Here is a 24669-nt window from a genome sequence, read left to right as displayed (position 1 = left end):
GCAGTTCACCGTCTCGCTAACTATAGTCAGCATAGCGTTCCGCTGTGGGAAATCGTAACGATGTGAACACTCACATCGGTGGAAATCGTCAAATACCTGAGGCTCCGGGCTGAGCCCAGTCTTCTGGATTGTCCTCGGCGAACCACTCGACGACCCCGCCGTCCACAGCATCGACGATCACGATGCCCCGCTTCTTCGGGGGGTTCTCGCTCGAATACACGAGCAGTCGCCACACCGGCCGACTGAGCCAGCCTCGCCACACCATCTGCGCCGAGGCGTGGCCCACGGCAAACCCGACCGTTCGCGTCGCCGTGATCAGCGCCTCGGTTTCGTCGACGTTCAACGTGCGCCCGGCGACGAACCCGTAGATCGCGAACACACCCAACGCAACCGCTACCCACAACATCCCGTCGTTCACGTAGGGCGATGAATCGGCGAACGCCACCCACAGCGCGAGGCACCCCAGCGCCATCGCCCCGTAGATCGCGGCGGGGATCCGACGCCGGTTGTTGTTCGGCAGCGTGTAGTCGCTTTCGAAGTCCTCCGCGTTGAGGTCGTCGGGCAATTCGTCGACGATGTCGCGCTCGTCGAGGCAGGGCGCGAGCGCCTCAGCCGACTCGGCCGCCTCTACCCGTTCGCCGACCTCCACAGGCTCCACGAGCGACCCGGCTGCTGCCGCGACCACGTCATCGTCGGTCGAGTGCTTCGAGGGGGTTTCGTTCGACACGAGGGTCCACCCTACGCGTCCCGCTTCGGCAACACGAAGGCGGCACGCAACCGGTCGCAGGCCTCGTCCAACGACACCGGTAGCACGCGGGTCTCCGCCGCCACGCCCATGAAGTTGGCATCACCGGTCCAGCGTGGAACGCAGTGCACGTGCAAATGGTCGGACTGGCTCCCCCCGGCTGCGGCGCCGAGATTCAACCCGACGTTCACCCCGTCGCAGCGAAAGGCTGCCTTGATGGCCTGCACCGAGGCGGTCACCAGATTCCACAACTCCAGGTGCTCCCTCGCGCTCAGCCCCTCGAGGTGTGGCTCACCGCGATTGGGCAGAACGAGCAGATGCCCGGAGGTGTAGGGGAACTTGTTGAGCAGCACGAAGCAGTGCTCGCCTCGCGCCACGATGTGCTTGTCGGAATCCGACCCCGGCGCTGCGAGGATCCGTTCGAACAGCGTGCGCCCGTCGGCGGGGTCCTCGGAGCGGGTGTCGGCGATGCCGGTGACGTAGTTGGAACGCCACGTCGCCCAGAGTCGATCGAGTGCCATGTCGTGAGATCCCGCGCGGCCTACGCGTTGCGCCGTTCGGCGACCTCGTCGAGCACGCGTCGGGCGAACTCGTCGACCGCGACGTCGCGTTCGACGTCGCGCCCACGAGCGTTCACGCCGACCGTGCGGGCCGCGACATCGTCGTCGCCGACGACGAGGACGTACGGGAGCTTTTCACCCTTGGCCTTGCGGATCCGGTTTCCGAGGGTCTCGTCCGCACCGACGACGTCGACGCGGATCCCGGACTCGCCGAGCAGGCCCGCCACCTCAAACGCATAGTCGGTGTGAGCATCCGCGACGGGCAGAATGCGTACCTGCACCGGGGCCAACCAGGTCGGAAACGCCCCGGCGTAGTGTTCCAACAACACGGCGAAGAACCGCTCGACCGAGCCGAACAGGGCCCGGTGAATCATCACCGGACGGTGGCGGTTCCCGTCGGCGCCCACGTATTCGAGGCCGAAACGCTGCGGCAGCATCAAGTCGACCTGGATGGTCGACATCTGCCAGGACCGGCCGATCGCATCGCGCGCCTGCACCGAGATCTTCGGGGCGTAGAACGCGCCGCCTCCAGGGTCGAGGACGAGTTCGAGGTCCTTCGACGCGGCCGCCACCCGCAGCGCCTCGGTGGCCTCCTCCCATTCGGCGTCCGACCCGATCGCCTTCTCCTCGGGCTTGGTCGACAACTCGAGGTAGAAGTCGTCGAGGCCGTAATCGCGCAGCAGGTCCAACACGAAGTCGAGCAGCGAGGAGATCTCGGCGGCCATCTTGTCTTTCGTGGTGAAGATGTGCGCGTCGTCCTGTGCGAATCCTCTCGCCCGGGTCAGTCCGTGAACGACGCCGGACTTCTCGTAGCGATACACCGTGCCGAATTCGAACATGCGAAGCGGCAGATCGCGGTAGGACCGCATCTTCGACCGGTAGATCAAGATGTGAAACGGGCAGTTCATCGGCTTGAGGTAGTACTCGGCGCCGTGACCGTGCTCGTCGTCGAGCGTCATCGGCGGGTACATGCCATCGGCGTACCACTCGAGGTGGCCGGACTGCTCAAATAGTTCGCCCTTGGTGATGTGTGGCGAGTACACGAACTCATAGCCGGCCTGCTCGTGGCGGACCCGGCTGTAGTCCTCCATCAGCTTGCGGATGATGCCGCCCTTGGGGTGAAACACCGCGAGGCCCGAGCCGATCTCCTCGGGGAAGCTGAACAGGTCGAGTTCGGCGCCGAGCTTGCGGTGGTCGCGTTTGGCGGCCTCCTCGAGCCGATGCAGGTGCGCGGCCAGTTCCTTCTTGTTCGCCCACGCGGTGCCGTAGATGCGCTGCAGCATCGGGTTCTTTTCCGACCCGCGGAAATAGGCGCCGGCGACCCGCATCAACTTGAAGTGGCCGAGCCGCCCCGTCGACGGCACGTGGGGGCCGCGGCACATGTCGACGAATTCCGGCGTGTTGCGATAGAAGCTGATCGTCTCACCGCCGGCGACCTCCCCATCGGAGTCGTCGCCCGACTGGGCGAGATCCATGAACGCCTGCTTGTAGGGATGATCCGCCATGAGGTTCTTCGCCTCGCCGAGCGGCAACTCGAAGCGTTCGAACGGTTGGTCGGCACCGATGATCTCGCGCATCTTCGCGTCGATCGCATCGAGGTCCGCGTCGGAAAAGGTTGCGCCGTCCGGCAACTCGAAGTCGTAGTAGAAGCCGTCTGCGATGGGCGGCCCACCGGCGAAGGTCGCACCCGGCCACAGCTCGAGCACGGCCTGGGCCAACACATGCGCGGTCGAGTGGCGGAGGTGTTCGAGCACGTCGGGGTCGCGATCGGTGAGAAACCGCACCGCGACCCCGTCGCTCAACGGTGCCGCGAGGTCGACGGGGGTGCCGTCGACCTCGACCACGAGGGCCGCCTTGGCGAGGCCCGGACCGATCTCTCCGGCCAGCGTGGTTCCGGTGGCGCCCTCGGGGAGTTCGCGCTCGGATCCGTCTGGCAGGGTGATCGTGATGTTCGACATGGCGCCAATCCTACCGGCGGCCAACCACCCTCCCGGTGGAGTAACGGCCGGGGTTCCCGACGGGTGCGGCCGTGGGCGTCAGATCGTCAGATCGACGAGTGGCCGGCTCTGGCGAAGCACCTCGGCCGACGACTTCGGCGCCGTGGCCCCCGAGCGGCTGCCCGTGGCGTCGATGGCGGCTTGGCTACCGACGGCGGGTTCGAGGACGGGGCCGTTCACCTCGATGACCGGGTCGAGCTCGATAATCGGGGTCGGTTGCGTGGTCGCAGGCGTCGGGGTCGCCGGCTTCGCCGCCCCGGCCGCTTGCTTGGTGGCGTAGGTGTCGACGTACTCCTGTCCCGACATGTCGCGGATGGAATACATCACCTCGTCGGTGATCTGGCGCAGCACCATGCGGTCACTCGCCCGGTCGCAGTACCGGGTGACGTCGATCGGCTTGCCGAACCGGATCGTCACTTCGCGAAACGGCTTGGGGGTCTTGGCGTCCGGGGGCTGAACCTCGACGGTTCCGACGATGCCGACCGGAATGATCGGCGCCTTGCAGCGCAACGCCAGGCGGGCGACTCCGGTGTGGCCCTTGTGCAATTTGCCGCTGCGGCTGCGGGTGCCCTCGGGGTAGATGCCGAACAGTTCGCCGCGATCGAGCACACCGGCTGCGGCATCGAGCGCACCCTTGGAGGCATCGCCGCCGGAACGATCGATCGGGATCATCCCCATCGCCGGGAAGAGCCACTTGGTCTTCCAGTCGTCGAGGTATTCCGCCTTGCCGACATAGGTCATGCGCCGCTTCAGCACGAGCGGCACGAAGAAGCTGTCGAGCACCGAGGTGTGGTTCGGGGCGAGAATCGCCGGTCCGTGTTCCGGGATGTTCTCGAGCCCCTCGGTGCGCACCCGCCAGAGGAATCGGAATCCCGGGGTGAGCACCGCCCGAAAGAGTGGTTGTAGTCGTCCCGCATCCTGTTGATCCATCACCCCTCCCTTCAGTCCCTGGGAATGTCGTCGGCCCATGATGGCGCGAATTGACGGGTCGGGTGGATCAATTCGATGAACTGCCGATGAAATTCTTCAGCCACCGACGCCGGCCGCCACCGCTCGACTGGTATCGACACCGAGGAGTACCGCAGCTTCGCTGACCCCGAGCCCCGCCGCTGCGGCGGAATCGATCGCTGCGACGGCCTCGGTGGTGTTCAGGTCCTCGTCGAGTGCGGAACGCACCGAGTCGAGCGCCCCGCTGCCGGGGCCCGCCGCCACCCAGGCCCGCAGCCGCTCGTCGTTGCGGGCCATTCGGGTGTCGTCCCACTCCCATTCGGTGCGGTAATGGTTCTCGACCACCGCGAGGCGAATCGAGCGCGGGTCCCACTCCTTGACCAGGTCGCTCACGAACACGAGGTTGCCGAGGGATTTCGACATCTTCTCGCCGTCCATGCGCACCATCGCCTGGTGCATCCAGTAGCGGGCGAAGCTCTGGCCGGTGGCGGCCTCCGATTGCGCTGCCTCACACTCGTGGTGCGGAAATATCAGGTCCGCTCCCCCGCCGTGAAGGTCGATCGTGGCGTTGCCGTGTTCGCGAAGGCACAGCGCCGAGCACTCGATGTGCCAACCCGGACGCCCCGGACCCCACAGCGAATCCCAACTTGGCTCATCGGGCAGCGACGGGTGCCACAGGACGAAATCGAGGGGATCCCGCTTGTGGGGGTCCTCGACGTTGCCGCCGCGTTCGGCCGCACACTGCAACATGTGGGCGCGGTCGTAGTGACTGATCTGGCCGAACTTCGGGAACTTGGCGATCTCGAAATACACCGATCCGCCGGCCTGGTACGCGTATCCGCCGTCGAGCACCTTGCCGATGAAGTTGCGGATGTCGGCGATCGCCGAGGTGGCGCGGGGCTCGGCATACGACGGGATCATCTCCAACGTCGCCATGTCGTTGTCGAAGCGGGCGATTTCTGCGGCCGCCAGGTCGAGGTAATGCACCCCGAGTTCGCGGGCCTTGCCCAAGATCGAGTCGTCGACGTCGGTGATGTTGCGAACGCAGCGGGTCTCGTGGCCGAGGTCGCGCAACCGGCGCTGCAACACGTCGTAGGTCAGATAGGTCGCCGCATGGCCGAGGTGGGTCGAGTCGTACGGGGTGATCCCGCAGGTGTACATCCGAACGACGGGGCCCACCTCGAACGGGACGATCGCGTCGGCGGCGGTATCGAAGAGTCGCACGGCCGCCAACGCTAGTCGAGTGTCCCGGGGCGGCTATTCGGCCGAGCCGGTACCGGTGTCGGCGCCAGCTGCGGCGGTGCCGGCGTCGGTGCCTGCGTCGGTGGCGGATCCGCTCGCCGACGCCGGAGTCTTGAGCTCCGCCGTCTCGAAGGTGGCGAAGTGCTTTTCGAGCCCGGTGAGCTGCAACGCGACACGGGTCTTGTACTTGACGTTGAGCTGCAGCATCACCGACACGAAGGCCTCGATCGGCGCCGCGTTCGACAGCTCGCCCGAATCGAGCGGACGCATGCCGGGGAGCTTCGACACGATGTCGATGGTCACCTCGGTGGCCTCGGGATGATCCGAACACACCAGCACGTCGGAAATGCAGGGGTGGCGCAGGTTGCCGAGTTCCTTGGCCGGGACGTGGTGCAGCGCACCGGCGACCATGGCCTGGGGAACCGCGGCCTGCACGGACGCCGCGACCGAACCGCGCGGTGGCACCAGGGGTTGAAACTCGTGGCCGACCTTGGCGATGGCATTGGCCATCGAGATCACGACCTTGCCGCGAAGCTCCTCGGCGACCTCCTTGGCCGTCGAGGCGGCGGCGTCCCACGGCGTGGCCACGACGACGACATCGGCGCTCGCCGCCTCGGAGTTGTCCCCCGCGAACAACGGCAGGTCGTAGTCCGCCCACTTTTCGATGAGGTTGTCACGCACCTCGAGCGCACGGTATTTCGACCGGGAGCCGATGATCGCCTCGAATCCGACCGACGCCAACCGCGCGGCGAGACCGCTTCCGGCAGGACCTGTTCCACCCAATACTCCGATTTTCATCGGTGCATCTTGGCGAACCGTGGTCGGGTTGCGCCAACCAAAGGGGGATTCCTTGCCGTACATCAGCGTCTCCTCCCCTCACCGGTAGCCCGGGTTGGCAACCGAAAGCCGGTCCTCGACCGAGCCGCTCAATTGCGACGCTACCGCCAGCAGGCGCTCGTCGAACGCCCCGGCGCGTATCGCTTCGGCGAGTTCCTCATCGCTGCCCACCCCGAGGACGGCGAGGCGTTCCGCGTGGCGCCCGGCTGGTGCCTCGCCCGCCGCCAACTCGCGCTCGACGATCGCCAGCACGTTGATCGCCACCCGGGTGTGGAACCGCACTCGGCCCTCGGTCGCGGCCAGAACGTCGTCGGCCAGGAACTCGCGAACGCCCTCGAGCAGTTCCGCCGCGGTTGGACGCCCGTAGAGGCTCCGGGCCCGATCGTCGCTCAAGTGGCTGACCTCGTCCGGTGCTTGGCCGGCGAGTTCGCCGCCGACGAGCTCCGCGAGCAGGTTCAACGCATCGTGTTCGTTCTCGGCGATGCGCCGCCCGATGGCCGCCAACTCGACCGAACGGGTCGCTCCCGACAGGTGATAGTGCGCCTGCATCGCACAGATCACCCCCCACTTCACGGTTCCGAGAAGCTCCCACCACGCCAACTCCTGCGACGTCACGTCCTCGCCACTCACGGCGCGGTAGCCGGCGAGCAGGTCCTCGACCGAACCGAACCCGCCCGCCCGATGGGGCGATCCGAATCGCCAGGCCCGCACGCAGAACCAGCCGAGGTCCTCCACGGGGTTGCCGAGATGGGTCAGTTCCCAATCGAGCACCGCGGTGAGCCCCGCAGCGTCGGAGTCGTCGTGGTCGACCAGGAGGTTGCCGGTTCGAAAATCGCCGTGCACCACGACCCGATCGCGCCGTGGCGCCGGGTTCAGTTCGAGCCAGCGCAACACGAGTTCGAAGACCGCAGAGACATCGCTCACCGTATCGAGGACCCGGCGCAACGAAGCGATCTGGTCCTCCTCGCTCAGCCGGCCGACGAAGGGCTCCGGGTCGATCCGGTGGATCGCTCCGATGGCCTCGCCGCAACGCCGTGCGAGACCGGCGCGCACCCCGGCGAATCGTTCGTCTCGCAGCAGCGTCCGGGGCAGCGACTCCCCCGGCACGCGCGCACAGATCATCCACGGCGCTCCGAGGGGCTCATCGACGCCGTCCCCGCTGGCCACAACCTCGGGCACCGCGACCCCCGCCGCTCGGGCTGCCCGCAACAGGTCGGCCTCCTGGGCGACCGATGTGGTGATCGACGAGTCCTGCTCCCCGGCCGACGTACCACCCGAGGTCGTACCGCCCGAGGTCGCGCCGGCGGTCGCACGTCGCTGCAGGATCAGCGGTCGATCGGTGTCGAAGGCCCAGGTCTCGCGACTCGCCCCCGCCGAGAGGCGAACCAAGTGGTGGACCTCCGTTCCGAGGGTCGCTTCGAGCGCTTCGGCCACGGTCTCAGCGAGCGACGCTGGCCGCTGTGGTTCAGGTGGACGCTGTGGTTCATTCGGCACGGTGCCGGTCCGACTCATCGACGATGTCTCCCACGATCTCTTCGAGAATGTCCTCCATCGTGACCATACCGACGAGTTCACCGGCGCCGTCGTCGATCAACGCAACGTGGCGCCGAGATCGTCGCATCTGCGCCAACACGTCGCCGAGGGAGGCGTCGCCTTTGGCCCGCAACGTCATGCGGATGATGCCGAACGAGATCGGATGCTCACGCCGGGAGGTCGGGACGGCCATGAGATCCTTCGCGTGTACGAACCCGAGGACCTCATCGTGGCGCGTCGCCGTCGGGCCCCGGACCAACAGGCGACTATGGCCCGAGTTCATCACCACCTGCTCGGCCTCCGCCACCGAGGTCGAACGATCGACTCCGACGATCTCGGCGACGTTCACCATCACCTCCTCGGTCCGGCGCTGTTCGAAGGCCAACGCGTTCACCAACATGGCGTGGTCCTCCTCATCGAGCAGGCCACCCTCAAGGGAGGCTTCCAGCGAAGCCTCCAATGAGGGCTCGAGGCAGGACTCGGGGCCGGACTCGGCCCGCTCAACCCTGTCGGCGGGTCCGACCCCGGACAACGCTGAAGACAACGCTGAGGACAGCGCCGAAGACAGCGCGGTCAACGGCGCCACGACTCCCGAGGCAAGGGCCACGATGGGTGAAGCGAGTTCCAGCACCCGCGCCGGCGATCGCCGCGCCGCCGCGTCCCCGGCCGCGGCACTCACGCCCATCACGACCATGACGAGGACCGCTTCGGACCAGCCGCTGGTGGTACCGATGGCGATCCCACAACCGACTCCCGCGCCAACGACGACAACCTGGGCGGCGAGAACGCTTCGGGCTGGGGCGGCCCACAGGCGAGTCGATGAGCGAGTGCGGACTCCCGCCGCATCGCCGACACCGACCCTCGTGGTCGCATCGGAGCGGCGTGTGCGACGTCGATCCGGGTCGTCGAGTCGCGCCTCAACCGTCGACAGGAGCGCCCGACGAGCCCCGACCGACGCTGCAACAAGCACCGATGCAACAAGCATCGACGGTACGGCAGCGACGTCCACGACCGCCGCCATCACCACCGACCACCGCCCTGACGACGCCGGTCAGGCCCCTGTGCGCCGGTCAACGCTGCCCCTCGGGTTCGATCACCCGCACCGACATCACCCGCCGACGCAACATGTCGAGGACCTCGAAGCGGTACCCGGCGAACTCGAACCGGTCGCCGACTTCGGGCACCGCCCCCACGCGCTCCATGACGAACCCTCCCAGGGTCTCGTAGCGCCCATGCGGTAGGCATAGCCCGACGAGCTCCTCGACCTCGGCGAGGTTGAGACCTCCCGGCAGGACCGAGGTGCCGCCGAACTGCACGGGGTGGCGGCGCGCACCGGCACGGTCGTGTTCATCGTCGATCTCGCCGACGAGTTCCTCCACCACGTCTTCCACGGTGACCAGACCGGCCGTGCCCCCGTACTCGTCGAGCACCACCGCTATCGGCGACGCCGCCACGCGCATCTCGCGGAGCAGCTCGACGAGACGCAACGAGGCGGGCACCATCATCACCTCCACCGCGAGATCGCCCAGAAGCGCCGCAGCGCGCTGCGGCTCGGCGACCGCCAACAGGTTCTTGATGTGGACCTGTCCCACGATGTCGTCGAGGTCGCCGCCGGTCACGATCACCCGGCTCAGACCGGTCCGCTGCGAAAGCTCGGCGAGGTCGGCGCCGGTCGCGTCAGCCCCGAGCGAGACCATCGAGGTTCGTGGGGTCAACACCTCCGCGACCGTGCGTTCGCTGAACACAGCACTGCGTCGCAACATGGCGACCGACCGGAGCGCTACGGGCCCCTGGGGATGCGGAGCGGTCGCCGCCGCCGCTGCCGCCGCCGCTGCGACCAGCTCCGCCTTGGTGGACAGGGAGCCCAGCCGACGATCGGGACGCGACAGCATGGCCCACAGCGCCGACAACCCGACGACGACGACCAGACCGATGGCCGCCAGCCACCCTTCCGACCCCGACCCCAACCCCGATCGCCCGAGCGCGACACCGCCGACCACCGCGACGAGGGTGGCCGTGACGGTGGCCGCCGTCGAGTCCTGGCCGCGCCTGGCGCTCATCGCTGTCAACCTATCGCCCCTCGGCCGATGCCCCGCCGCGACCGGCGCGATCTGGCCGCCGCGACCGGCGCGATCTGGCCGGCGGGTCCGGCGCGATCTGACGTTACGGCAGCACAGCGGCCACGATGATGACGATGCCGCCCACCTCAGCCTCATCATCGAGTTCGTCGTCCGCCCTCGAGATGGCCGACGTTTCGGTCGTGCGCGGCGACCGCACCGTGCTTGCCGATGTGAACTGGTTGGTCGAACCGCATCAACGCTGGGTCCTGCTCGGGGCGAACGGATGCGGCAAGACCACACTCGCCCGCATCGCAGCGCTCTATGACCACGCCAGTTCCGGCACGGTTCGGGTTCTGGGCGAAACCGTCGGCCGCACCGACGTGCGCTCGCTGCGCAAGCAGGTGGCGTTTGTGAGCGCGGCCTTCGTCGATCTGCTCCGTGGGGACCTGATCGCCGCGGACGTGGTGATGTGTGCGATCAACGCCTCACTCGAGCCGTGGTGGCACACCTACAGCGATGACGATCGCGCCGCGGCGCGCGCCGCGCTCGCCTCACTCGGGATCGGCCACCTCGCCGATCGGCGTTTCGGGTCGCTGTCGAGCGGGGAACGCCAGCGGGTACAACTCGCCCGAGCGCTCATGACCGCGCCCGATCTGTTGGTCCTTGACGAGCCGACCGCCGGTCTCGACCTTCGCGGCCGGGAGGAGTTCGTCCGCGACCTCGACGCAATCGCCCTCGACGGCCCCGCAATGATCCTCGTCACCCACCACCTCGAAGAGATCCCGGAAACCTTCGACCGCGTGATGATCCTGGGCTCCGGCGCCGTGATCGCCCAAGGTGACATCGACACCTGCCTCACCGACGCATCGTTGAGCGAGTCGGCGGGGGTCGATGTGACGATTCAACGGCATGGACGACGCTGGGCGGCTCGGGCAGTGTTTTGACCGTGGCCCATGTTCTGCACGCGGTTGGCCAACGGCGGGGCGGCTAGCGCCCCGAGGCCCGGTGGCTGGAGGTGTAGGCCACGAGCCGTGCCCGACTGCGCTCGATCTCGTCACGAAGGAGACGGTCGAGCATCGGCATCCACATCGTGCCGCCGTAGTGAAGGCGCATGGTCAGCTCGGTGCCATCCGGTCGCTCGTTCAGGTCGGCGGTGAGCACCCACTCGGAGTGCTGCCGTCCGTCGAGTTCGGCACGGTCGAATCGCACATACCGGTTGATCGTCGCCTCCGTTCGCACCATGCGCAGCCGCTTCGATCGGCGCAATGGACCGAGCTGACCGCGAAGATCGATCGACCAGGCTTCGATCGGCTCGTCGCTGTCGTCCGGGGCGCTTGAGTCGCCTGCCACTCCAGTCGACGATTCCCTGGCCGACGATTCTCCGGTCGTCCCGGCATCGGTCCTCACGGCACCCGTCGTCGCGGCATCACGCACGGCGTCTGGTGGATCGACCTCGGCGACGGCGCGACCGACGATGCCGATCCACTCCGGATAGGTCGCCAGGTCGATGAGGACCGGATAGAGCTCCTCGGCTCGAAGGTCGGTGCGCAGCGTGGCGTTGATATCCACGTTGTTACCGTTCCTCCTCAGGTACCGCCGCAACGGCCGCGATCGCAGCAGCGACGGCCGATTCCGAACGCATCGGGCGGTCTCCCCACACCGTACGAAGCAGCGGGAAGGGATTCACCGGGGCACCGCCTGCCGGATGGATCTCGAAATGGAGGTGGGTCGCAGACCCGGGAGCACCGGTATTTCCCACGTAGCCGAGGACCGTTCCCGGCTCGACCACCGCTCCCTCGAGTGCCGCCGGTGAGTAGCCGGAGAAGTGGGCGTAGTAATAGCTCGTTCCGCTCACCCCATCGAGCCACAACCGCAGGCCGCCGAGGCCGCCGTCCCCTCCGACTTTGCGCAGCGTTCCCGCCTCGACCGCCACGACTTCGCGGCCACCGGGAGCCATAATGTCGGTGCCTTCATGCCAGTGCGCGTTCGCGTTACCGGTCTGGCGAGCGAATCCCCACGAGTCGATGAAGTTCACCTCACCGGGCACGGGAAAAATGAACCCGTCCGGGCAGACGTGGCTCGCCGCGGCGAACGCACGTTGACACATCGACGCGTTGGCGAGTTCGGTACGAGCCGTCGTGAGCTCGTCCTCGGCAACCCTGCGGCGCTCGTTGGCGTCGACCTGTGTTTCGACGAGTTCGCGTTCCTCCTGATTGAGCCGGGCTACTGCGGCCTTGTAGGCCCGTTCGGCGGAGCGATCCTGATCGGCGAGGGCCTCGAGGTACCGGTTGGTGCGCGAGTATTCCGCAGGATTTCCGAGCGTGGCGAGTAGCTGTATTTTCTGGTCCCCTCGGACATACGCACTGACCGCCCGGCGCCGCATGTTCTCGCGGGCCTCGACGGCGGCCGCAAGGTCCGCTTGACGGTCACGCCCGAGCTGATCGATCCGAGTCGCGGCCCTCGTGTGAGCGTCGATCGCCGCGCTCAGCGTCGTCTCGGCGGTCTGGTACGTCGTCTGGGCCGTTGAAAGCCGATCTGTCGCGGCGGACAGCAGCGGGGCCGACACCGCACGCGACGCCTGCGAAAAGGCTGCTTGCCCGGAATAGGCGCCACCGCTCAACCCCTCTCCCGACTCCGCCAGCGGATCTGCGAACGGGTTGGCCAGCGGGTCGATTCCCTCGGTGGCGCCTTGTGGTGCGACCGGGTTCGCGGCGGTGGGTTCCGGAGACGATCCGGGCCCTGTCGACGGATCGGCGGTGCCTGTGATGCCCGTCGGATTCGGACCTGTCGGATTCGGACCTGGCGGGCTGGCGGGCTGCGAGCTCGGCGAGGCCGCTGCATCCGGGGAGTTTTGTGCCATGGCGATCGGCATGAACACCGACGTCGAACCGGCGGTAACGAGACACACCAGCGACAACGTCACTGCAACCGCCGAACGACTGGGCTTCCAACGCATAGCCAACACACGCTATCGGGTTCGACCCAATTCACCCACCCGCCCAACGGCGGCACACATCGCCCCGACCGCCGATTCTGGGTGGTGGCTGGGGCTTCGGGGTCGGCAGCGTGGCGCGGCACCGGGTGACCGCGTCGAGACAGCGAACGGCGTCACCTGCCTGTCGCTGAGCGCAAACGTTCGCAGACACGGCGCTAGTGTGACTCCATGGTCCAAACGCTGTTGCGAATCCTGCTGATCGTTTTCGGGGTCGGTGTCGCCGGGTGGTTGCTCGTCGCCGAACGGGCGTTCCGCACCAAGTTCGCCTCCTTCTCCGAGCGGGCCTCCAAAGCCAAGGATTCGAAACCAGCGCCCCCGAGCGACCCGGACAAAATCCTGGTCTAACCCACCACCGCCGTTGCGGGACCCGCCGACGCACGAGTTCGTGCGATCCGGCGGGTCTCATGCTTTTTGGGGACCGTTCGGGATCTCATCGGCGTCAGCAGGAGGACCCTGCTGCGCGGCGGCGGGGTCCGCGGCTTGGGTCGGCAGCGGGGTTCTGCGGCCGCGTTTCTGCGGCAGCGTTTCTGCGGCCCGGGTTCTGGCGTTCGCAGTCCCTGGCTTCAGTGTCGGGGGTCGCGTTTAGAATCATACATATGTTCGAGGGCTTCGACAGCGAACTGAATAACCTGGGTTCCGGGATCGACGATGTTGCGGTCCTGTTCGAACTGCAACGCCGTTTGGATCTGCACATGATCGACGCGCTCGGGGAGTTGGATGCGGTTGGGATGACCGACATCGTCGAGGGCCTGTCCACCAAAGCGTGGGTGTCGAAGACGGCTCGTTGTTCGGGGGTGACCGCGGCGCGTCGGGTTTCGGTGGCTCGGGCGGTGCGGCGCCGGTATCGGCCCGAGGTGTTGGACCGCCTGCGGTCCGGGGTCGTGGGGTTTGATCATCTGGTCGTGATCGGCCGGTGGTCGAACCCGCGTATCGAACCCACCTGGTCCGACAACGCCGGACCCATGTTGGATTTGGCCGAGCATTTGACGTTCGCGAAATGGGAAAAGATCATCGCCGCGTTGGCACGCCTCGTCGACACCGACGGCACCGAACCCGCCCCACCAGCCGAAGAATCCTGGCTCGACCTACGCGACATCCACGGCCCCGACGGTGTCATCGGTGTGGAAATCGTCGGAGAGTTCTTCGGCGACTACGCCGAAGTCGTCCGCCAAGCCATCAACGACGCCACCGCACGTCACCGCAAACAGGTCCGAAACGACGCCGAACAGTTCGACCGGTCACCGACGACGTCAGAGTCGCAGTTGCGGGCTAAAGCGTTGATGGACCTGTGCCGGTTCGGCACCCAGTTCACCCTGTCGGGTAACTACCGGCCAGGAACCGCAGAAGTGTCAGTGATTCTGCAGGCCGACGAACACGGCCAACCACGCGCGTATTCGCCTACGGGTGATCCACTCACCGCCGATGTGATCGAACGGATGATGTGTGACCCAGAACTACGTGCCGTGCTGTTGGACTCGTTGGGCCAACCGCTCGATGTCGGCCACTCCGTGCGATTGGCGACCGATGCTCAACGCGCCGCGTTGGCGGCACGGGATGGGGGTTGTTGTTTCCCCGGCTGCGAAGCACCGGTCCAGCAGACCGAAGCCCACCACGTGCGCCATCACCGCAACGGCGGCGCCACCGCAGTGACCAACCTGGCGTGTCTGTGCCGACACCACCACGGCCTGGTGCACCGCGTCGGATGGGCCATGCACATCACCACCGACGGATGGACCCTCTACACCCACCCCTGTGGGATCACGATCTGGGGTCAACAACACGGTGTTCAACGCCAAGGCCCCATCCCCGAAGAACTCGCGGCACAACCCGAACCCCCGGCCCGGCCGAAGGTGAAAGTCCGCGGCGGAACCGTCGATCTCGCTGACGCGATCGCCACGATCCGGCACCGCTACGACCGTATGGCCGCCACCCCCGACACCCGCATCCACCGACCCCACGACGCCCGCAGGTCAGCCTCCAGCCGAGGTTCAGGCGGGACCCGAAGCGGGAGGGGCGGTGGGAGGACGGGGCGGCGAGCCACGGCCGGGCAACTCTCACTCACCCCGACCAAACCACCCCAACCACCGATACGCCAATGAACCGGCGGCGGACGGCGCCAGGACTCACCCCACTAGGACTCACCCCACCCAGGTCACGCGCAATCAGACCCCGCCCTTCACCACGCCCAGGCGTGGCCACCGGCGCGCCCGTGTTTGTGCCGTCGGCGTCGCAGGGGGCTACCCAGGTCGCTGGTCGCTGGTCGCGGGGCTCGGCAGCGACGATCGCGACAGAAAGGCTCTATCCTGCGCCGAGCACCGCTCGCACCGTTCGCCGGTCGGGGGATCGGGTTTGGGGAGACCTCGGGAAAAGGACGCCATGCAATGACCGAAGACAACGTCGATACGCACGACCAGCACACCAGCGACCAGCACACCAGCGACCAGCACACCAGCGGCCCGTCCACGTTCGGTCGCCGCCGGCTGTTTCGTTGGGCCGGTGCAGCGGGCATGCTCGCGGCGACGGCCCCGCTCCCCGTAGTCACCGCTTGTTCCCCTCAAACAATCCCGGGGTCCCAGGGATCCGATGCCAACGGGCTGCGCCTTCCCCCGGGCTTCACCAGCAGGATCATCGCAGCGGGCGGCCAACCGGTCGCCGGCACCACCCACGTCTACGGCATCTTCCCCGACGGCGGCGCAACCTTTGTCGACCGCGAAACCCCCGGTGGGTGGTATTACGTCGCCAACCACGAGGTCCCCTTCGGTGGCGGCGGCGTCACCTCCTTTCGTTTCGCTCCCGACGGCACGATCGTCGACGCCTACCCGATCTGTTCGTGGACCTCGCTCAATTGCGCCGGCGGCGCCACCCCGTGGGGCACGTGGCTGACATGTGAGGAGTTCGACGGCGGCGGCGTCTGGGAATGCGACCCGACTCGGCCACGAAGCGCACGACGACACGCGGCCATGGGGTTGTTCGCCCACGAGGCCGCCGCCGTGGCGATCGACGATCGGGTGTATCTCACCGAGGACCGACCCGACGGCGGGTTCTACCGATTCACCCCGGACCGGACGGGAGATCTGTCATCCGGCCTCCTCGAGATCGCGTGCGGCCCGACACATGCTTCCGAGGTCGGGACCGTGACCTGGCGGCGGGTGCCACATGTTCTCGCCGATCCCGTTCCCTGCCGAAGGCAGGTCCCCGACGCACTTCACTTCGACGGCGGTGAGGGAATCGCCACCTCGAACGACTCGGTGTGGTTCACCACCAAAGGCGACAACCGCATCTGGCACTACTCGATCGCCACCGACGCCATCGATGTGCGACTCGACGCCGACCCGACCATGCTCGGCGGAGTCGACAACCTCTGGGTCACCGACGGACGCCTCGGCGACATCTTGTTGGTGGCCGAAGACGGCGACGACCTGCAGATCGTCGCCGTCCGTTCGGACAACTCCATGTTCGAGGTAGTCCGCGTCATCGGACATCCCGGCAGCGAGCTCGCCGGCCCGGCGCTGAGCCCCGACCGGACGCGGCTCTACTTCAGCAGCCAGCGCGGACCCGCCCCGAACGACCTCGGCCCTGGCGCCCCGGGCCCGATCACCGGTGTGACCTACGAGGTGACCGGCCCGTTCGCTGACCTCTTCAACGCCTGAGCCTTCAACGCCTGAGCCTTGAGGGGTTCAGCGTCGATACCCACACTCGTCGAGCGCTATGGCTGAATCGATGACTGCGAGGTGCGAGTACGCCTGGGGAACGTTGCCGAGGCCTCGCTCGGTGGCCGGGTCGACCTGCTCGCTCAGGAGCCCCGTGGGGCCCACCGGTTTCACGAGGCGGTCGAACCAGTCGGCGGCGTCGGAGACGCGACCGTTGCGGGCCAACGCCTGCACCAGCCACCCCGTGCAGATCAACATGCCTCCCTCCACCCCCGACAGCCCGTCGTCGCTCTGGTAGCGGTACACCGCAATGCCCTCGCAGAGTTCTCGTTCGATCCGACGGATCGTCGACGCGAACCGAGGCTCGGTCGGATCGATGAAACCGACCAGACCCATCATCAGCAGGCCGGCATCGACGGACTCCCCGCCGTATTGCGCCGTGAACGTCTCATGACGATCGCTCCATCCGAGAGAGTGGACCTCGCCGTGGATCGCGTCGCGTTCGGCCACCCACCGTTCGGGAACGTCTCGCCCGGTCGCATCGGCGAGCGAAATGGCGCGGTCGAGCACCACCCAACACATCACCTTCGACACCACGTTGTGCTGCCGGGCAAGGCGCACTTCCCAGATGCCGTGATCGGGCTCCCGCCAATGCTCCACCACCACATCCGCGAGCTGCTCCATCAGCGCCCAATGACGCGCCCGAAGCCCACCTCCACTGGTGAAGATCAGATGGACGAGGTCGGCGACCATGCCGAGCGCGTCGAGTTGCACCTGGTTCTCTGCAGCGTTGCCGATTCGCACCGGCCGACTTCCCGCGTATCCGGCCACCTCGGAAATCGTGGCCTCGGGCACCGGGTCGTCGCCGGTGACCCGATACAGCGGACGCAACAGGTCGGGCCTCGTCGCGTGTTCGACCCGCTCGACGAGCCAATCGAGCAGCGCCAAACCCGGCTCGAACCGTCCGAGCCGCACGAGGCTGGCACACGACATCGACGAATCGCGCGGCCAACAGAACCGGTAATCCCAGTTCCGCGGCCCGCCGATGCTCTCGGGCAGGCTCGTGGTTGCGGCGGCCAGCATCGCTCCCGACGGCTGATAGCGAAGTGCATCGAGCACCAACGCCGAGCGCCGCACCAACGTCGGGGCAACCGAGGGCAGCCGCAGCGGCTCGGTCTTTGCCCTCCAGAACGTGGCGGTCTCGCGCCGACGGTCCGTCTCGGGCAGCGGCGCCACGGCGTCGTGGTCGATCCGACCGAGTCGAAGGTCCAACACCACCGGGGCGCCACCCAGGTTCACCACCGCATGAGCGCTCTGATGTCGCCCCTCGGCGGTGATCTGCCAGTCGACGTCCGGACTGTGCAGGAAGATCGGCTCGTGGCCACCCATCACCGCCACCCCATCGGGGGTGATCTCGAGTTCGGTGTAGCCGCGACCGAAGTCGACCCGCGGCACGAACAGGATCTCGGCTCGCCCATCGCCCTCGAGAACGCGTACCAGATCGGACCGCCCGGCGAGTTCGTTCGCCCGATGTTCCGACACGTCGAGGTAGTCGGTCACGGTCATCGAGCGCCACTTGGTCTCGAGAATCATGGTGTCGGGGAGATACCGCTGCGTCGACGGCCCGTTCGAATCGAGTGGACGCACGGCGAAGTACCCGGTGGTCGGCCCTCCGATGAGCTCGCCGAACACCGCCGCGCTGTCGGCGCGCGGGTGGCACAACCAACTCACTCGAGCGTCGGGGTCGACGATGGCCAGCGTGCGCTGGTCGGACAACATGCTGTGTCGTTCGATCGCCGGAGCACGGTGCCCTGCAAGCCAGGCCTGCCGGTCCTCGAGGAGGCGACCCAACAGGTTCGCCACCTCGGTCGGGCTCTCCACCCGGTGGGCCGCCAGCGTTGTCCCCTCCCCTACCTTCACCCCGATATCGGGTCCGCGCAGGCGTGCGAAGGCGTCCTCGTCGGTGGCGTCGTCTCCGAGGAAGATCACCGTGTCGGCACCGAGGATCGAACGCAGCCGGTCGAGCGCCGCACCCTTGTCGGTGTCGACCACCGACAGTTCGACGACCGCCTTGCCCTCGCGCACGTGAACGCCCGCTCGTCTGGCCGGCCCGGCCAGGACCTCGGCCGCGGCCGTCGCGCCGACATGGGCATCCGCGCGGCGGTAGTGAAAGGCCGCCCCCACCGGCTTGGGTTCGACCGAGCAGCCCGGATAGTTCGATGCGATCGCCAGCATCTCCCTGGTCACATCGTGCAACAGCGCTATCTCGGCCTGGCCCAACCGTCCGGTGTCGTGGGGTTCGAATTCCGAACCGTGACTCCCGACGAGATGGACCTCGTCGGGAAGCCGGGTGAGCAAGGCGAGGTCGCGCAGCGCTCGCCCCGAAATCACCGACACCGACGTGTCGGGAACGAGCGCCAGGCCTCGCAACGCCGTCATCGCCGCGCGAATGGGGTGCGCCGCGGCGGGGTCATCCACGATGGGGGCAAGGGTGCCGTCGTAATCACACGCCACCAGCAACTGCGGCGACCGGGCAGCCGCGGCGAGTGCCTCGCTCAACTCATCGGACCATCCGTTCACCCTGCCGCTCCGTTCACCCTGCCGCTCCGTTCACCGTCTACACCGCCTGCACTGCCCACACCGTCTGCACCGGCGTCGATGCCGAGCGCCTTCATCCAGTCGTCTGCCCAGCGGTACACATCGTTGGTCGTCACCTCCACCCGCAACGCCGCCATTCGGCGCCGCATCTCGTCCTCGGGCAGATGAACGGCGCGATCGATCGCCCACTTGAGGCCGTCGGTGTCGTACGGATTGACCAACAACGCTTCGCTCAGCGCATCGGCAGCCCCGGTGAATTCGCTGAGCACGAGCACCCCGGTGTCGTCGGGTCGAGCCGCGACGAATTCCTTCGACACGAGGTTCATGCCATCTCGAACCGGGGTCACCAACATGACATCGGCGGCAAGGTACAGCGCTACGACCTCCTCGAAGTCCTGACTTCGGTGGATGTAATTGATCGCCGGACGTCCGACGAGGCCGAGGTTGCCGTTGATGTCGCCCACGAGCGCATCCACCCGCTCGCGAAACTCCGCATAGCCCGGCACCGACTCCCTGGTCGGCTCGGCCACCTGAATCATGACGTGACGCGGCATCTCGAGGCGCTCCTCCTGGTGCAACTCTGCAAATGCCTGCATTCGCCGGGCGATGCCTTTGGTGTAATCGAGGCGATCGATGCCCAACACGAGCGTATCCGGATTGCCGAGCGACTCGCGGATCTCCACGGCGCGCGCCTGAACAGCCGGGTCGGCGGCGGTCCGCGCTATTCGCTGGGCGTCGACCCCGATCGGAAACACCCGCACCTCGACCCGCCGACCGTCCACGATGACGTCGTCGCCGTCGGGCGTTCCGATCCCGAGACGCTCGATGAGCGCTCGGAAGTTCGCCGCGCCGCCGGCCGTCTGGAATCCGACCACATCGGCACCCGCGAGGCCGAGCAGAATTTGGCGCCGCCATGGCAACTGCAGGAACAACTCGACCGGGGGAAACGGGATGTGCAGGAAGAATCCGATTCGCACGTCGTTGCGGACTGACCGAATCATCGACGGGGCCAACTGCAATTGGTAGTCGTGAACCCACACGACGCCGCCGGGGGCGACCGCCTCGATCGCTGCGGAGGCGAAGCGCCGGTTGATGGCCAGATAGGAGTCCCACCAGGTGCGGTGGTATTCCGAACGGATGATGGAGTCGTGATAGAGCGGCCAGATCGTGGCGTTGCAGAAACCCTCGTAGTACAGCTGCACCTCGCCGCGGGTGAGATCGACCGGGACCAGGGTCAGGCCGTCCACCTCGAAGGGGTCGAGTTCTTCGCCGTGGGTGCCCGACCATCCCACCCAGGTCGCCTCGCCCGGGCGGCGATCGAACACCGGACCGAGCGCGGCGACGAGGCCACCGGGACTGGCTTCCCAGTGCTGACCTGCCACGTCGGCGATTCCATCGCGCGGCCTCGCTTCGCGATCTCGCACGCGCCTCACCGGAAGACGATTGGCCATCACCACCAATGACGAATCCCGACCGATCCCACAAGGTGCTGTTCGCTGCGCTGTTTGGCCGACCACATCGACAACGCTAGCGATGAGGTCCGGACAAAACGCGGCACCCCAATCGCCACTAGGGTGGCGCCCATGTCGACCGGCGAATGGCACCCCGCATTCGAGGAATACTGCGAGACCATCTATGAACTCGCAGAAGAGGGCGTACGTGTTGTCCAAGCGCGTATTTCCGAGCGCCTCGATGTTTCCCGGCCGTCGGTGTCGGGAATGGTCAAACGCCTGAGTGCAGATGGGTTGGTCGAACTCAACGGCCCCGAGATCGCCCTGACCGATTCCGGACTCGAACTGGCCGAACAGGTCGTACGGCGCCATCGGCTCGCCGAGCGGTTCCTGTGCGACGTCCTCGGGCTTCCGTGGGCTCAGGCTCACCACGAGGCGGGCAAGTGGGAACACGTCATCGGCGACGACGTTGAGGGCGCACTCATCCGCGTGCTCGGGGAACCGACGACGTGTCCGCACGGCAACCCGATTCCTGGCACGGCCTACGAACCTCAGGAGGTGCGGAGCCTCGCGTCGCTGAGCGCAGGCACCGACTTCGTCGTGTCACGGATTCCCGAGTCGCTCGAGTTCGAGCCGGGCGTGCTCGAGTTCCTGGAGCAGTGCCATATCGTTCCGGGCGCTACGGGCACCGTGTCGGCCACGGCACCCGATGGCACCGTCACGCTGCAGATCGACGACAGGACCTTCGGAGTCGGCGCATTCGCTGCCGACCGGATCCTCGTCGCCGCCTGAGCAGCAGCTGACCGTCGGCGGGTCAGTGCGGCAGGGCGGGTCAGTGCGGCAGGGCGGGTCAGTGCGGCAGGGAGGCCAGCACCTCGCGGGCCCGTTGCACGGTGTATTCGATCAGCGTCGCACGGTCCTCGCCCTCAATTCCTGAGCGTTCGAGCACCGCCTCCGCGACGGGGTCGTCTCCAACACCGGCGATGGCGAGCGCTTCGCCGACCGCGACCGCCTGGGCGAACGGGTCGGCCTCCGGGTCGTGATGGCCGGCGACCGCATCGACGAATCGCTGCGGGAACTTCCAGTTGCGCAGGACGTGGGCGGCGGCCTCGGCATGCGACATGCCGAACACCCGCCGTTCGGCCTCCACGAGCCCGGCACCGTGCGAGCCGTGTTCGACGAGCAGGGCGTTGTGTCGGTCAGGATCGATCTGCTGGAGGAACACCATTCCGACGTCGTGCAGCAGTCCGGCCGCGAAGCAGTCCGCTGTCGGGATGCCGAATCGAGACGCCACCGCAGACGCCCCGGCGGCCGTCGACGCCGCATGGGCCCAGAACTCCGCCGGAGTCTTCACCCCACTCGCCGTCACCCCAGCCGCGGCCATCGCGGCAAGCGAGCGAACCGCCGCGAAGCCGATGATGGTCACCGCGAAGTTGATGTTGCCGACGCGCCCCGACAGCCCGTAGTACGCCGAGTTCGCGAGCCTCATAATCTGTGCGGTGAACGCCGGGTCGGTCTCGATCGCCTCGCCGACCTTGTGGATCGTGACGTTCGGATCGTCCACCAACATGAGCACCCGCACCGCGGACGGATGAGCGATGGAGATCGTGTCGAGACGGGCCATGAGCGCCTCGACGTCGGCAGGTGGGTCGACGTCGGTCGGTCCATCCGCAGCGTTCGATCCGGATGGGGCAGTTGAGACATCCGGTGGGCGCAACCCTCCTGGCGCGTTCGGCCGAAGGAGTGTCCGTGGGGTCGGGGTGGCGGAGGTCCTCATCGTTCCTCGTCTGGGTTGGACGGTGCCGACGAGCCGGCGTCGAGGGCGGGTTTCGAGGGAGCCGGCCACGCCTGAAGACAGTCGATGCTTCCGAGCGCAGCGCCGACGCCCCACTCGATCCCGAGCCGATCGACCGTGGCCAACCGATCCGCGGAGTCGACCCGGTGTGCACACATGGCCGTGCCCGAACCACGCAACATGGTGATGAGCGCCTCATAACCGGCGTGATTGCCCGCATCGAGTTCCGAAACGTCGATCACGACGCCGTCGGGCCGGTGAGCTCCGACCGCGAAGCGTTGTAGGGACACCGACTCCCAGCGCGCCCATACCTTCACCCCAAGGTCGCGCACCTGGTCGATCGTGGTGTTGACCATCGACGGAACCGTGGCGTCGTACTTGTGCAGCACCAGGGTGATGTCGCCGCCGGTCAAACGACAACGCACGAGCGAACGAGCGATCTGATCGGCCAGCCCGGGAACGCACAGGTCGGCGACGGCCAACGCGATCACGACTCCACCGGGAGCATCCACGCCGCTGCGACGAAATGCCGAGAGGTCTTCGCACGCCTGGCCGATGTTGGCGAACAACAGCGTCGGCACCATCCCCGACTCGCGGGCGGCCTCCCACAACTCCTCGTCACGGTGCACCTGCCCGTCGGGGTCGGTCCAGGTCACACGACACGACAGCGCGTGGGGTTCCGGCGACCGGTCGCCGGCTCCGCTGCTGACAGGAAAAATCGGCACGTACCCGCGGGTGACCTCACCTCGTTCGATGGCGTCGGTGTCGAGCTCGTGTCGCTGCGAGGTAAACCCACTCGACGCATCCATGGACTCGTCGAACAGCACCACCGTGCCCTTACCCCGGCGCTTTGCGGTGTACATGGCGGCATCGGCCTGCCCGAGCAACGACTCTGCGGTGGATTCGAGGGTCGAACGCACGACCCCCACCGATCCGTCGACCGGTGTGACCGTGGCACAGCTTTCGATCCCGGTGCCGAGGGCGAGCCCGATACGTTCGGCCGCCCGCAGGGCCTCGTCGTCGGTGTTGGTGTTGCGCAGGATTGCGACGAACTCGTCACCGGCAAACCGAAACACCTCGTCGCCCGAGCGCACCGCCGAGGTCAACGCGTTCGCTGCCGTCTTCAACAGATCGTCGCCGGCGGCGTGGCCGAGCAGATCGTTGACGAGCTTGAAGTTGTCGAGGTCGATGAACACCACCGACGTCGAGGTCGGACATTCGAGCAGCGTCGTGGTGATCGCGTCGATCAGGCCCGAACGGTTCTTCAGCCCGGTGAGCGAGTCGTGGCTCGCCTGCCACTCGAGGAGCTCCTCGACGCGCATCCGGTCGGTGACGTCCTCGACGGTGCCGAGAAACGACGCCGGCCCGGAGTTGCTCTGGTGGGGAACGATGCGGATCGACACACTGCGCTGTTCGCCCGACGCCGTGACGAAGCGGGCCGGACACTCCGACGAGACTCCGTCGAGAGCCTGTTGCATACAGCCCATGACGACCTCGAGGTCCTCGGAACGAAAGATCGACATCCATCCGACGCCGAGCAGTTGATCCGCGGGAACCTCGACGAGTTCCGCCAACCAATCGTTCACATAGCCGAGGCGAAGGCCGGCCTCCGACGCGAAGATCCCGATGGGCGCCCGCTCGGTCAGGGCCCGATACCGATGAGCGTCGGTGGCGACCTCATCGGTGGCATCCTCGTCGTCGGCCGAGAAGAACAGGGTCCATCGGGTGAGGTCGCCGTCGGAGATCGGGCACGAACGAAGCGACCAGCTGCTCACCGCTCCGAGTTGCGAGGTCAGGCGCGCATGGGACCGGGTCGACCTCAGCGGATTGAGCGTCCACTCCCAATCGAGGGTCATCAGTCCGTCGAGGCGTTGACCGTTGAGGTCGGCGGGGTCGGCCATCAACAGGTCACAAAAGGCGCGGTTCGCCCACTCGATACGAACCCCGTCGTTCGTCGTCATGACCACGATCGCCGGGTCCGGGGCTGCGGCGACTCCGGAGGCGAGTGCGGTGTCGATCGCCGAAGCACGAAGCGGCGTCACCGTCGTCGTAGCGGCAGCACCTTGGGGATCTTGCATGGTTCTTGCATCGGCGTGTGCACTTCGAACTTGAGGTGCAACCGCCCCGCGCTCTGGGGTTTTTCCTCCGACGGGCGCGCGATCGAGCACCGACGACGGCATTGAACGCCCGTTCCGCTACAACGGCGTAGTGTTTCCCGTTGCGCTCGGCGCAGCCATCCCAACGACCCTCCAGGATCC

The 24669-nt window shown here is 67.1% G+C and carries 20 protein-coding genes; 5 read left to right on the top strand and 15 right to left on the bottom strand.

The genetic code is table 11. The annotated features are described in order from the left end of the window. Positions 1-88: 88 nt before the first annotated feature. The 9 genes from M9952_12285 to M9952_12245 all read right to left on the bottom strand — a co-directional run bounded on the left by M9952_12285 (position 89) and on the right by M9952_12245 (position 9922). Positions 89-727, bottom strand: a complete 639-nt coding sequence (locus M9952_12285; protein ID MCO5313701.1) for a hypothetical protein — start codon at positions 725-727, stop codon at positions 89-91. A gap of 11 nt (positions 728-738) precedes the next feature. Next, complete coding sequence (locus tag M9952_12280) at positions 739-1266, bottom strand: HIT domain-containing protein (protein MCO5313700.1); 528 nt, start codon at positions 1264-1266, stop codon at positions 739-741. Between the two features lie 20 nt (positions 1267-1286). After that, on the bottom strand, positions 1287-3263 hold the full coding sequence (thrS, locus tag M9952_12275) for a threonine--tRNA ligase (GenBank protein MCO5313699.1): 1977 nt from the start codon (positions 3261-3263) through the stop codon (positions 1287-1289). A 78-nt stretch (positions 3264-3341) separates the two neighbouring features. Then, positions 3342-4232 carry a 1-acyl-sn-glycerol-3-phosphate acyltransferase gene (locus M9952_12270; GenBank protein ID MCO5313698.1) on the bottom strand — a complete coding sequence of 297 codons (891 nt, stop codon included), beginning with the start codon at positions 4230-4232 and terminating at the stop codon, positions 3342-3344. A gap of 96 nt (positions 4233-4328) precedes the next feature. Continuing rightward, positions 4329-5474, bottom strand: coding sequence for a cysteine--tRNA ligase (locus M9952_12265; GenBank protein ID MCO5313697.1), 1146 nt, complete (start codon positions 5472-5474; stop codon positions 4329-4331). Between the two features lie 33 nt (positions 5475-5507). Beyond that, complete coding sequence (gene npdG, locus M9952_12260; protein ID MCO5313696.1) at positions 5508-6353, bottom strand: NADPH-dependent F420 reductase; 846 nt, start codon at positions 6351-6353, stop codon at positions 5508-5510. Positions 6354-6368: 15 nt separating this feature from the next. Then, complete coding sequence (locus M9952_12255; protein ID MCO5313695.1) at positions 6369-7841, bottom strand: phosphotransferase family protein; 1473 nt, start codon at positions 7839-7841, stop codon at positions 6369-6371. After that, a complete protein-coding gene (locus M9952_12250) occupies positions 7813-8847 on the bottom strand; it encodes a CBS domain-containing protein (protein MCO5313694.1) in 1035 nt (344 codons plus the stop codon). The genes M9952_12255 and M9952_12250 overlap by 29 nt, the downstream gene beginning before the upstream one ends. 85 nt (positions 8848-8932) lie before the next feature. After that, a complete protein-coding gene (locus M9952_12245) occupies positions 8933-9922 on the bottom strand; it encodes a hemolysin family protein (GenBank protein MCO5313693.1) in 990 nt (329 codons plus the stop codon). Positions 9923-10056: 134 nt separating this feature from the next. Between M9952_12245 and M9952_12240 the strand changes: the two genes are divergently transcribed. Further along, a complete protein-coding gene (locus tag M9952_12240; protein ID MCO5313692.1) occupies positions 10057-10866 on the top strand; it encodes an ATP-binding cassette domain-containing protein in 810 nt (269 codons plus the stop codon). 43 nt (positions 10867-10909) lie between these two features. Here the strand turns inward: M9952_12240 and M9952_12235 are convergent, their stop codons facing one another. Then, positions 10910-11491 (bottom strand): hypothetical protein, encoded by a 582-nt coding sequence (locus M9952_12235; GenBank protein ID MCO5313691.1) that lies wholly within the window; start codon positions 11489-11491, stop codon positions 10910-10912. A 4-nt stretch (positions 11492-11495) separates the two neighbouring features. Further along, a complete protein-coding gene (locus M9952_12230; protein MCO5313690.1) occupies positions 11496-12878 on the bottom strand; it encodes a peptidoglycan DD-metalloendopeptidase family protein in 1383 nt (460 codons plus the stop codon). 207 nt (positions 12879-13085) lie between these two features. On the opposite strand from M9952_12230, the gene M9952_12225 reads away from it, so the two are divergent. The 3 genes from M9952_12225 (at position 13086) to M9952_12215 (ending at position 16567) form a co-directional block, all read left to right on the top strand. Beyond that, a complete protein-coding gene (locus tag M9952_12225) occupies positions 13086-13262 on the top strand; it encodes a hypothetical protein (protein ID MCO5313689.1) in 177 nt (58 codons plus the stop codon). Positions 13263-13513: 251 nt separating this feature from the next. Beyond that, on the top strand, positions 13514-15016 hold the full coding sequence (locus M9952_12220) for an HNH endonuclease (GenBank protein ID MCO5313688.1): 1503 nt from the start codon (positions 13514-13516) through the stop codon (positions 15014-15016). Between the two features lie 282 nt (positions 15017-15298). After that, complete coding sequence (locus M9952_12215) at positions 15299-16567, top strand: PhoX family protein (GenBank protein ID MCO5313687.1); 1269 nt, start codon at positions 15299-15301, stop codon at positions 16565-16567. 27 nt (positions 16568-16594) lie between these two features. Here M9952_12215 and otsB read toward each other — a convergent pair whose 3' ends face one another. Both otsB and M9952_12205 read right to left on the bottom strand, forming a co-directional pair. Continuing rightward, positions 16595-19147 carry a trehalose-phosphatase gene (gene otsB / locus M9952_12210; protein MCO5313686.1) on the bottom strand — a complete coding sequence of 851 codons (2553 nt, stop codon included), beginning with the start codon at positions 19145-19147 and terminating at the stop codon, positions 16595-16597. Next, on the bottom strand, positions 19144-20682 hold the full coding sequence (locus M9952_12205) for a trehalose-6-phosphate synthase (protein MCO5313685.1): 1539 nt from the start codon (positions 20680-20682) through the stop codon (positions 19144-19146). Before M9952_12205 ends, otsB begins: the two co-directional genes overlap by 4 nt. 66 nt (positions 20683-20748) lie before the next feature. On the opposite strand from M9952_12205, the gene M9952_12200 reads away from it, so the two are divergent. Then, entirely contained in the window at positions 20749-21408 is a 660-nt protein-coding gene (locus tag M9952_12200) for a metal-dependent transcriptional regulator (protein MCO5313684.1), read from the top strand. A gap of 58 nt (positions 21409-21466) precedes the next feature. Here M9952_12200 and M9952_12195 read toward each other — a convergent pair whose 3' ends face one another. After that, on the bottom strand, positions 21467-22393 hold the full coding sequence (locus tag M9952_12195) for an HDOD domain-containing protein (protein ID MCO5313683.1): 927 nt from the start codon (positions 22391-22393) through the stop codon (positions 21467-21469). Further along, positions 22390-24489 (bottom strand): diguanylate cyclase, encoded by a 2100-nt coding sequence (locus M9952_12190; GenBank protein MCO5313682.1) that lies wholly within the window; start codon positions 24487-24489, stop codon positions 22390-22392. The genes M9952_12195 and M9952_12190 overlap by 4 nt, the downstream gene beginning before the upstream one ends. Positions 24490-24669: the final 180 nt, after the last annotated feature.

The organism is Microthrixaceae bacterium (assembly GCA_023957975.1).
In the GTDB taxonomy this organism is placed as follows: Bacteria; Actinomycetota; Acidimicrobiia; order Acidimicrobiales; family Microtrichaceae; genus JAMLGM01.
The sequence above is the reverse complement of the archived record's forward strand: the minus strand, read 5'-3'. Positions and strand labels throughout refer to the sequence as shown.

Coding starts and splice junctions, on each gene's coding strand:
- M9952_12280 (MCO5313700.1), bottom strand. CDS start 1,266: ATGGCACTCGATCGACTCTGGGCGACGTGGCGTTCCAACTACGTCACC.
- thrS (MCO5313699.1), bottom strand. CDS start 3,263: ATGTCGAACATCACGATCACCCTGCCAGACGGATCCGAGCGCGAACTC.
- M9952_12270 (MCO5313698.1), bottom strand. CDS start 4,232: ATGGATCAACAGGATGCGGGACGACTACAACCACTCTTTCGGGCGGTG.
- npdG (MCO5313696.1), bottom strand. CDS start 6,353: ATGTACGGCAAGGAATCCCCCTTTGGTTGGCGCAACCCGACCACGGTT.
- M9952_12255 (MCO5313695.1), bottom strand. CDS start 7,841: ATGAGTCGGACCGGCACCGTGCCGAATGAACCACAGCGTCCACCTGAA.
- M9952_12250 (MCO5313694.1), bottom strand. CDS start 8,847: ATGCTTGTTGCATCGGTGCTTGTTGCAGCGTCGGTCGGGGCTCGTCGG.
- M9952_12245 (MCO5313693.1), bottom strand. CDS start 9,922: ATGAGCGCCAGGCGCGGCCAGGACTCGACGGCGGCCACCGTCACGGCC.
- M9952_12240 (MCO5313692.1), top strand. CDS start 10,057: ATGCCGCCCACCTCAGCCTCATCATCGAGTTCGTCGTCCGCCCTCGAG.
- M9952_12230 (MCO5313690.1), bottom strand. CDS start 12,878: ATGCGTTGGAAGCCCAGTCGTTCGGCGGTTGCAGTGACGTTGTCGCTG.
- M9952_12225 (MCO5313689.1), top strand. CDS start 13,086: ATGGTCCAAACGCTGTTGCGAATCCTGCTGATCGTTTTCGGGGTCGGT.
- M9952_12220 (MCO5313688.1), top strand. CDS start 13,514: ATGTTCGAGGGCTTCGACAGCGAACTGAATAACCTGGGTTCCGGGATC.
- M9952_12215 (MCO5313687.1), top strand. CDS start 15,299: ATGACCGAAGACAACGTCGATACGCACGACCAGCACACCAGCGACCAG.
- M9952_12200 (MCO5313684.1), top strand. CDS start 20,749: ATGTCGACCGGCGAATGGCACCCCGCATTCGAGGAATACTGCGAGACC.
- M9952_12195 (MCO5313683.1), bottom strand. CDS start 22,393: ATGAGGACCTCCGCCACCCCGACCCCACGGACACTCCTTCGGCCGAAC.
- M9952_12190 (MCO5313682.1), bottom strand. CDS start 24,489: ATGCAAGATCCCCAAGGTGCTGCCGCTACGACGACGGTGACGCCGCTT.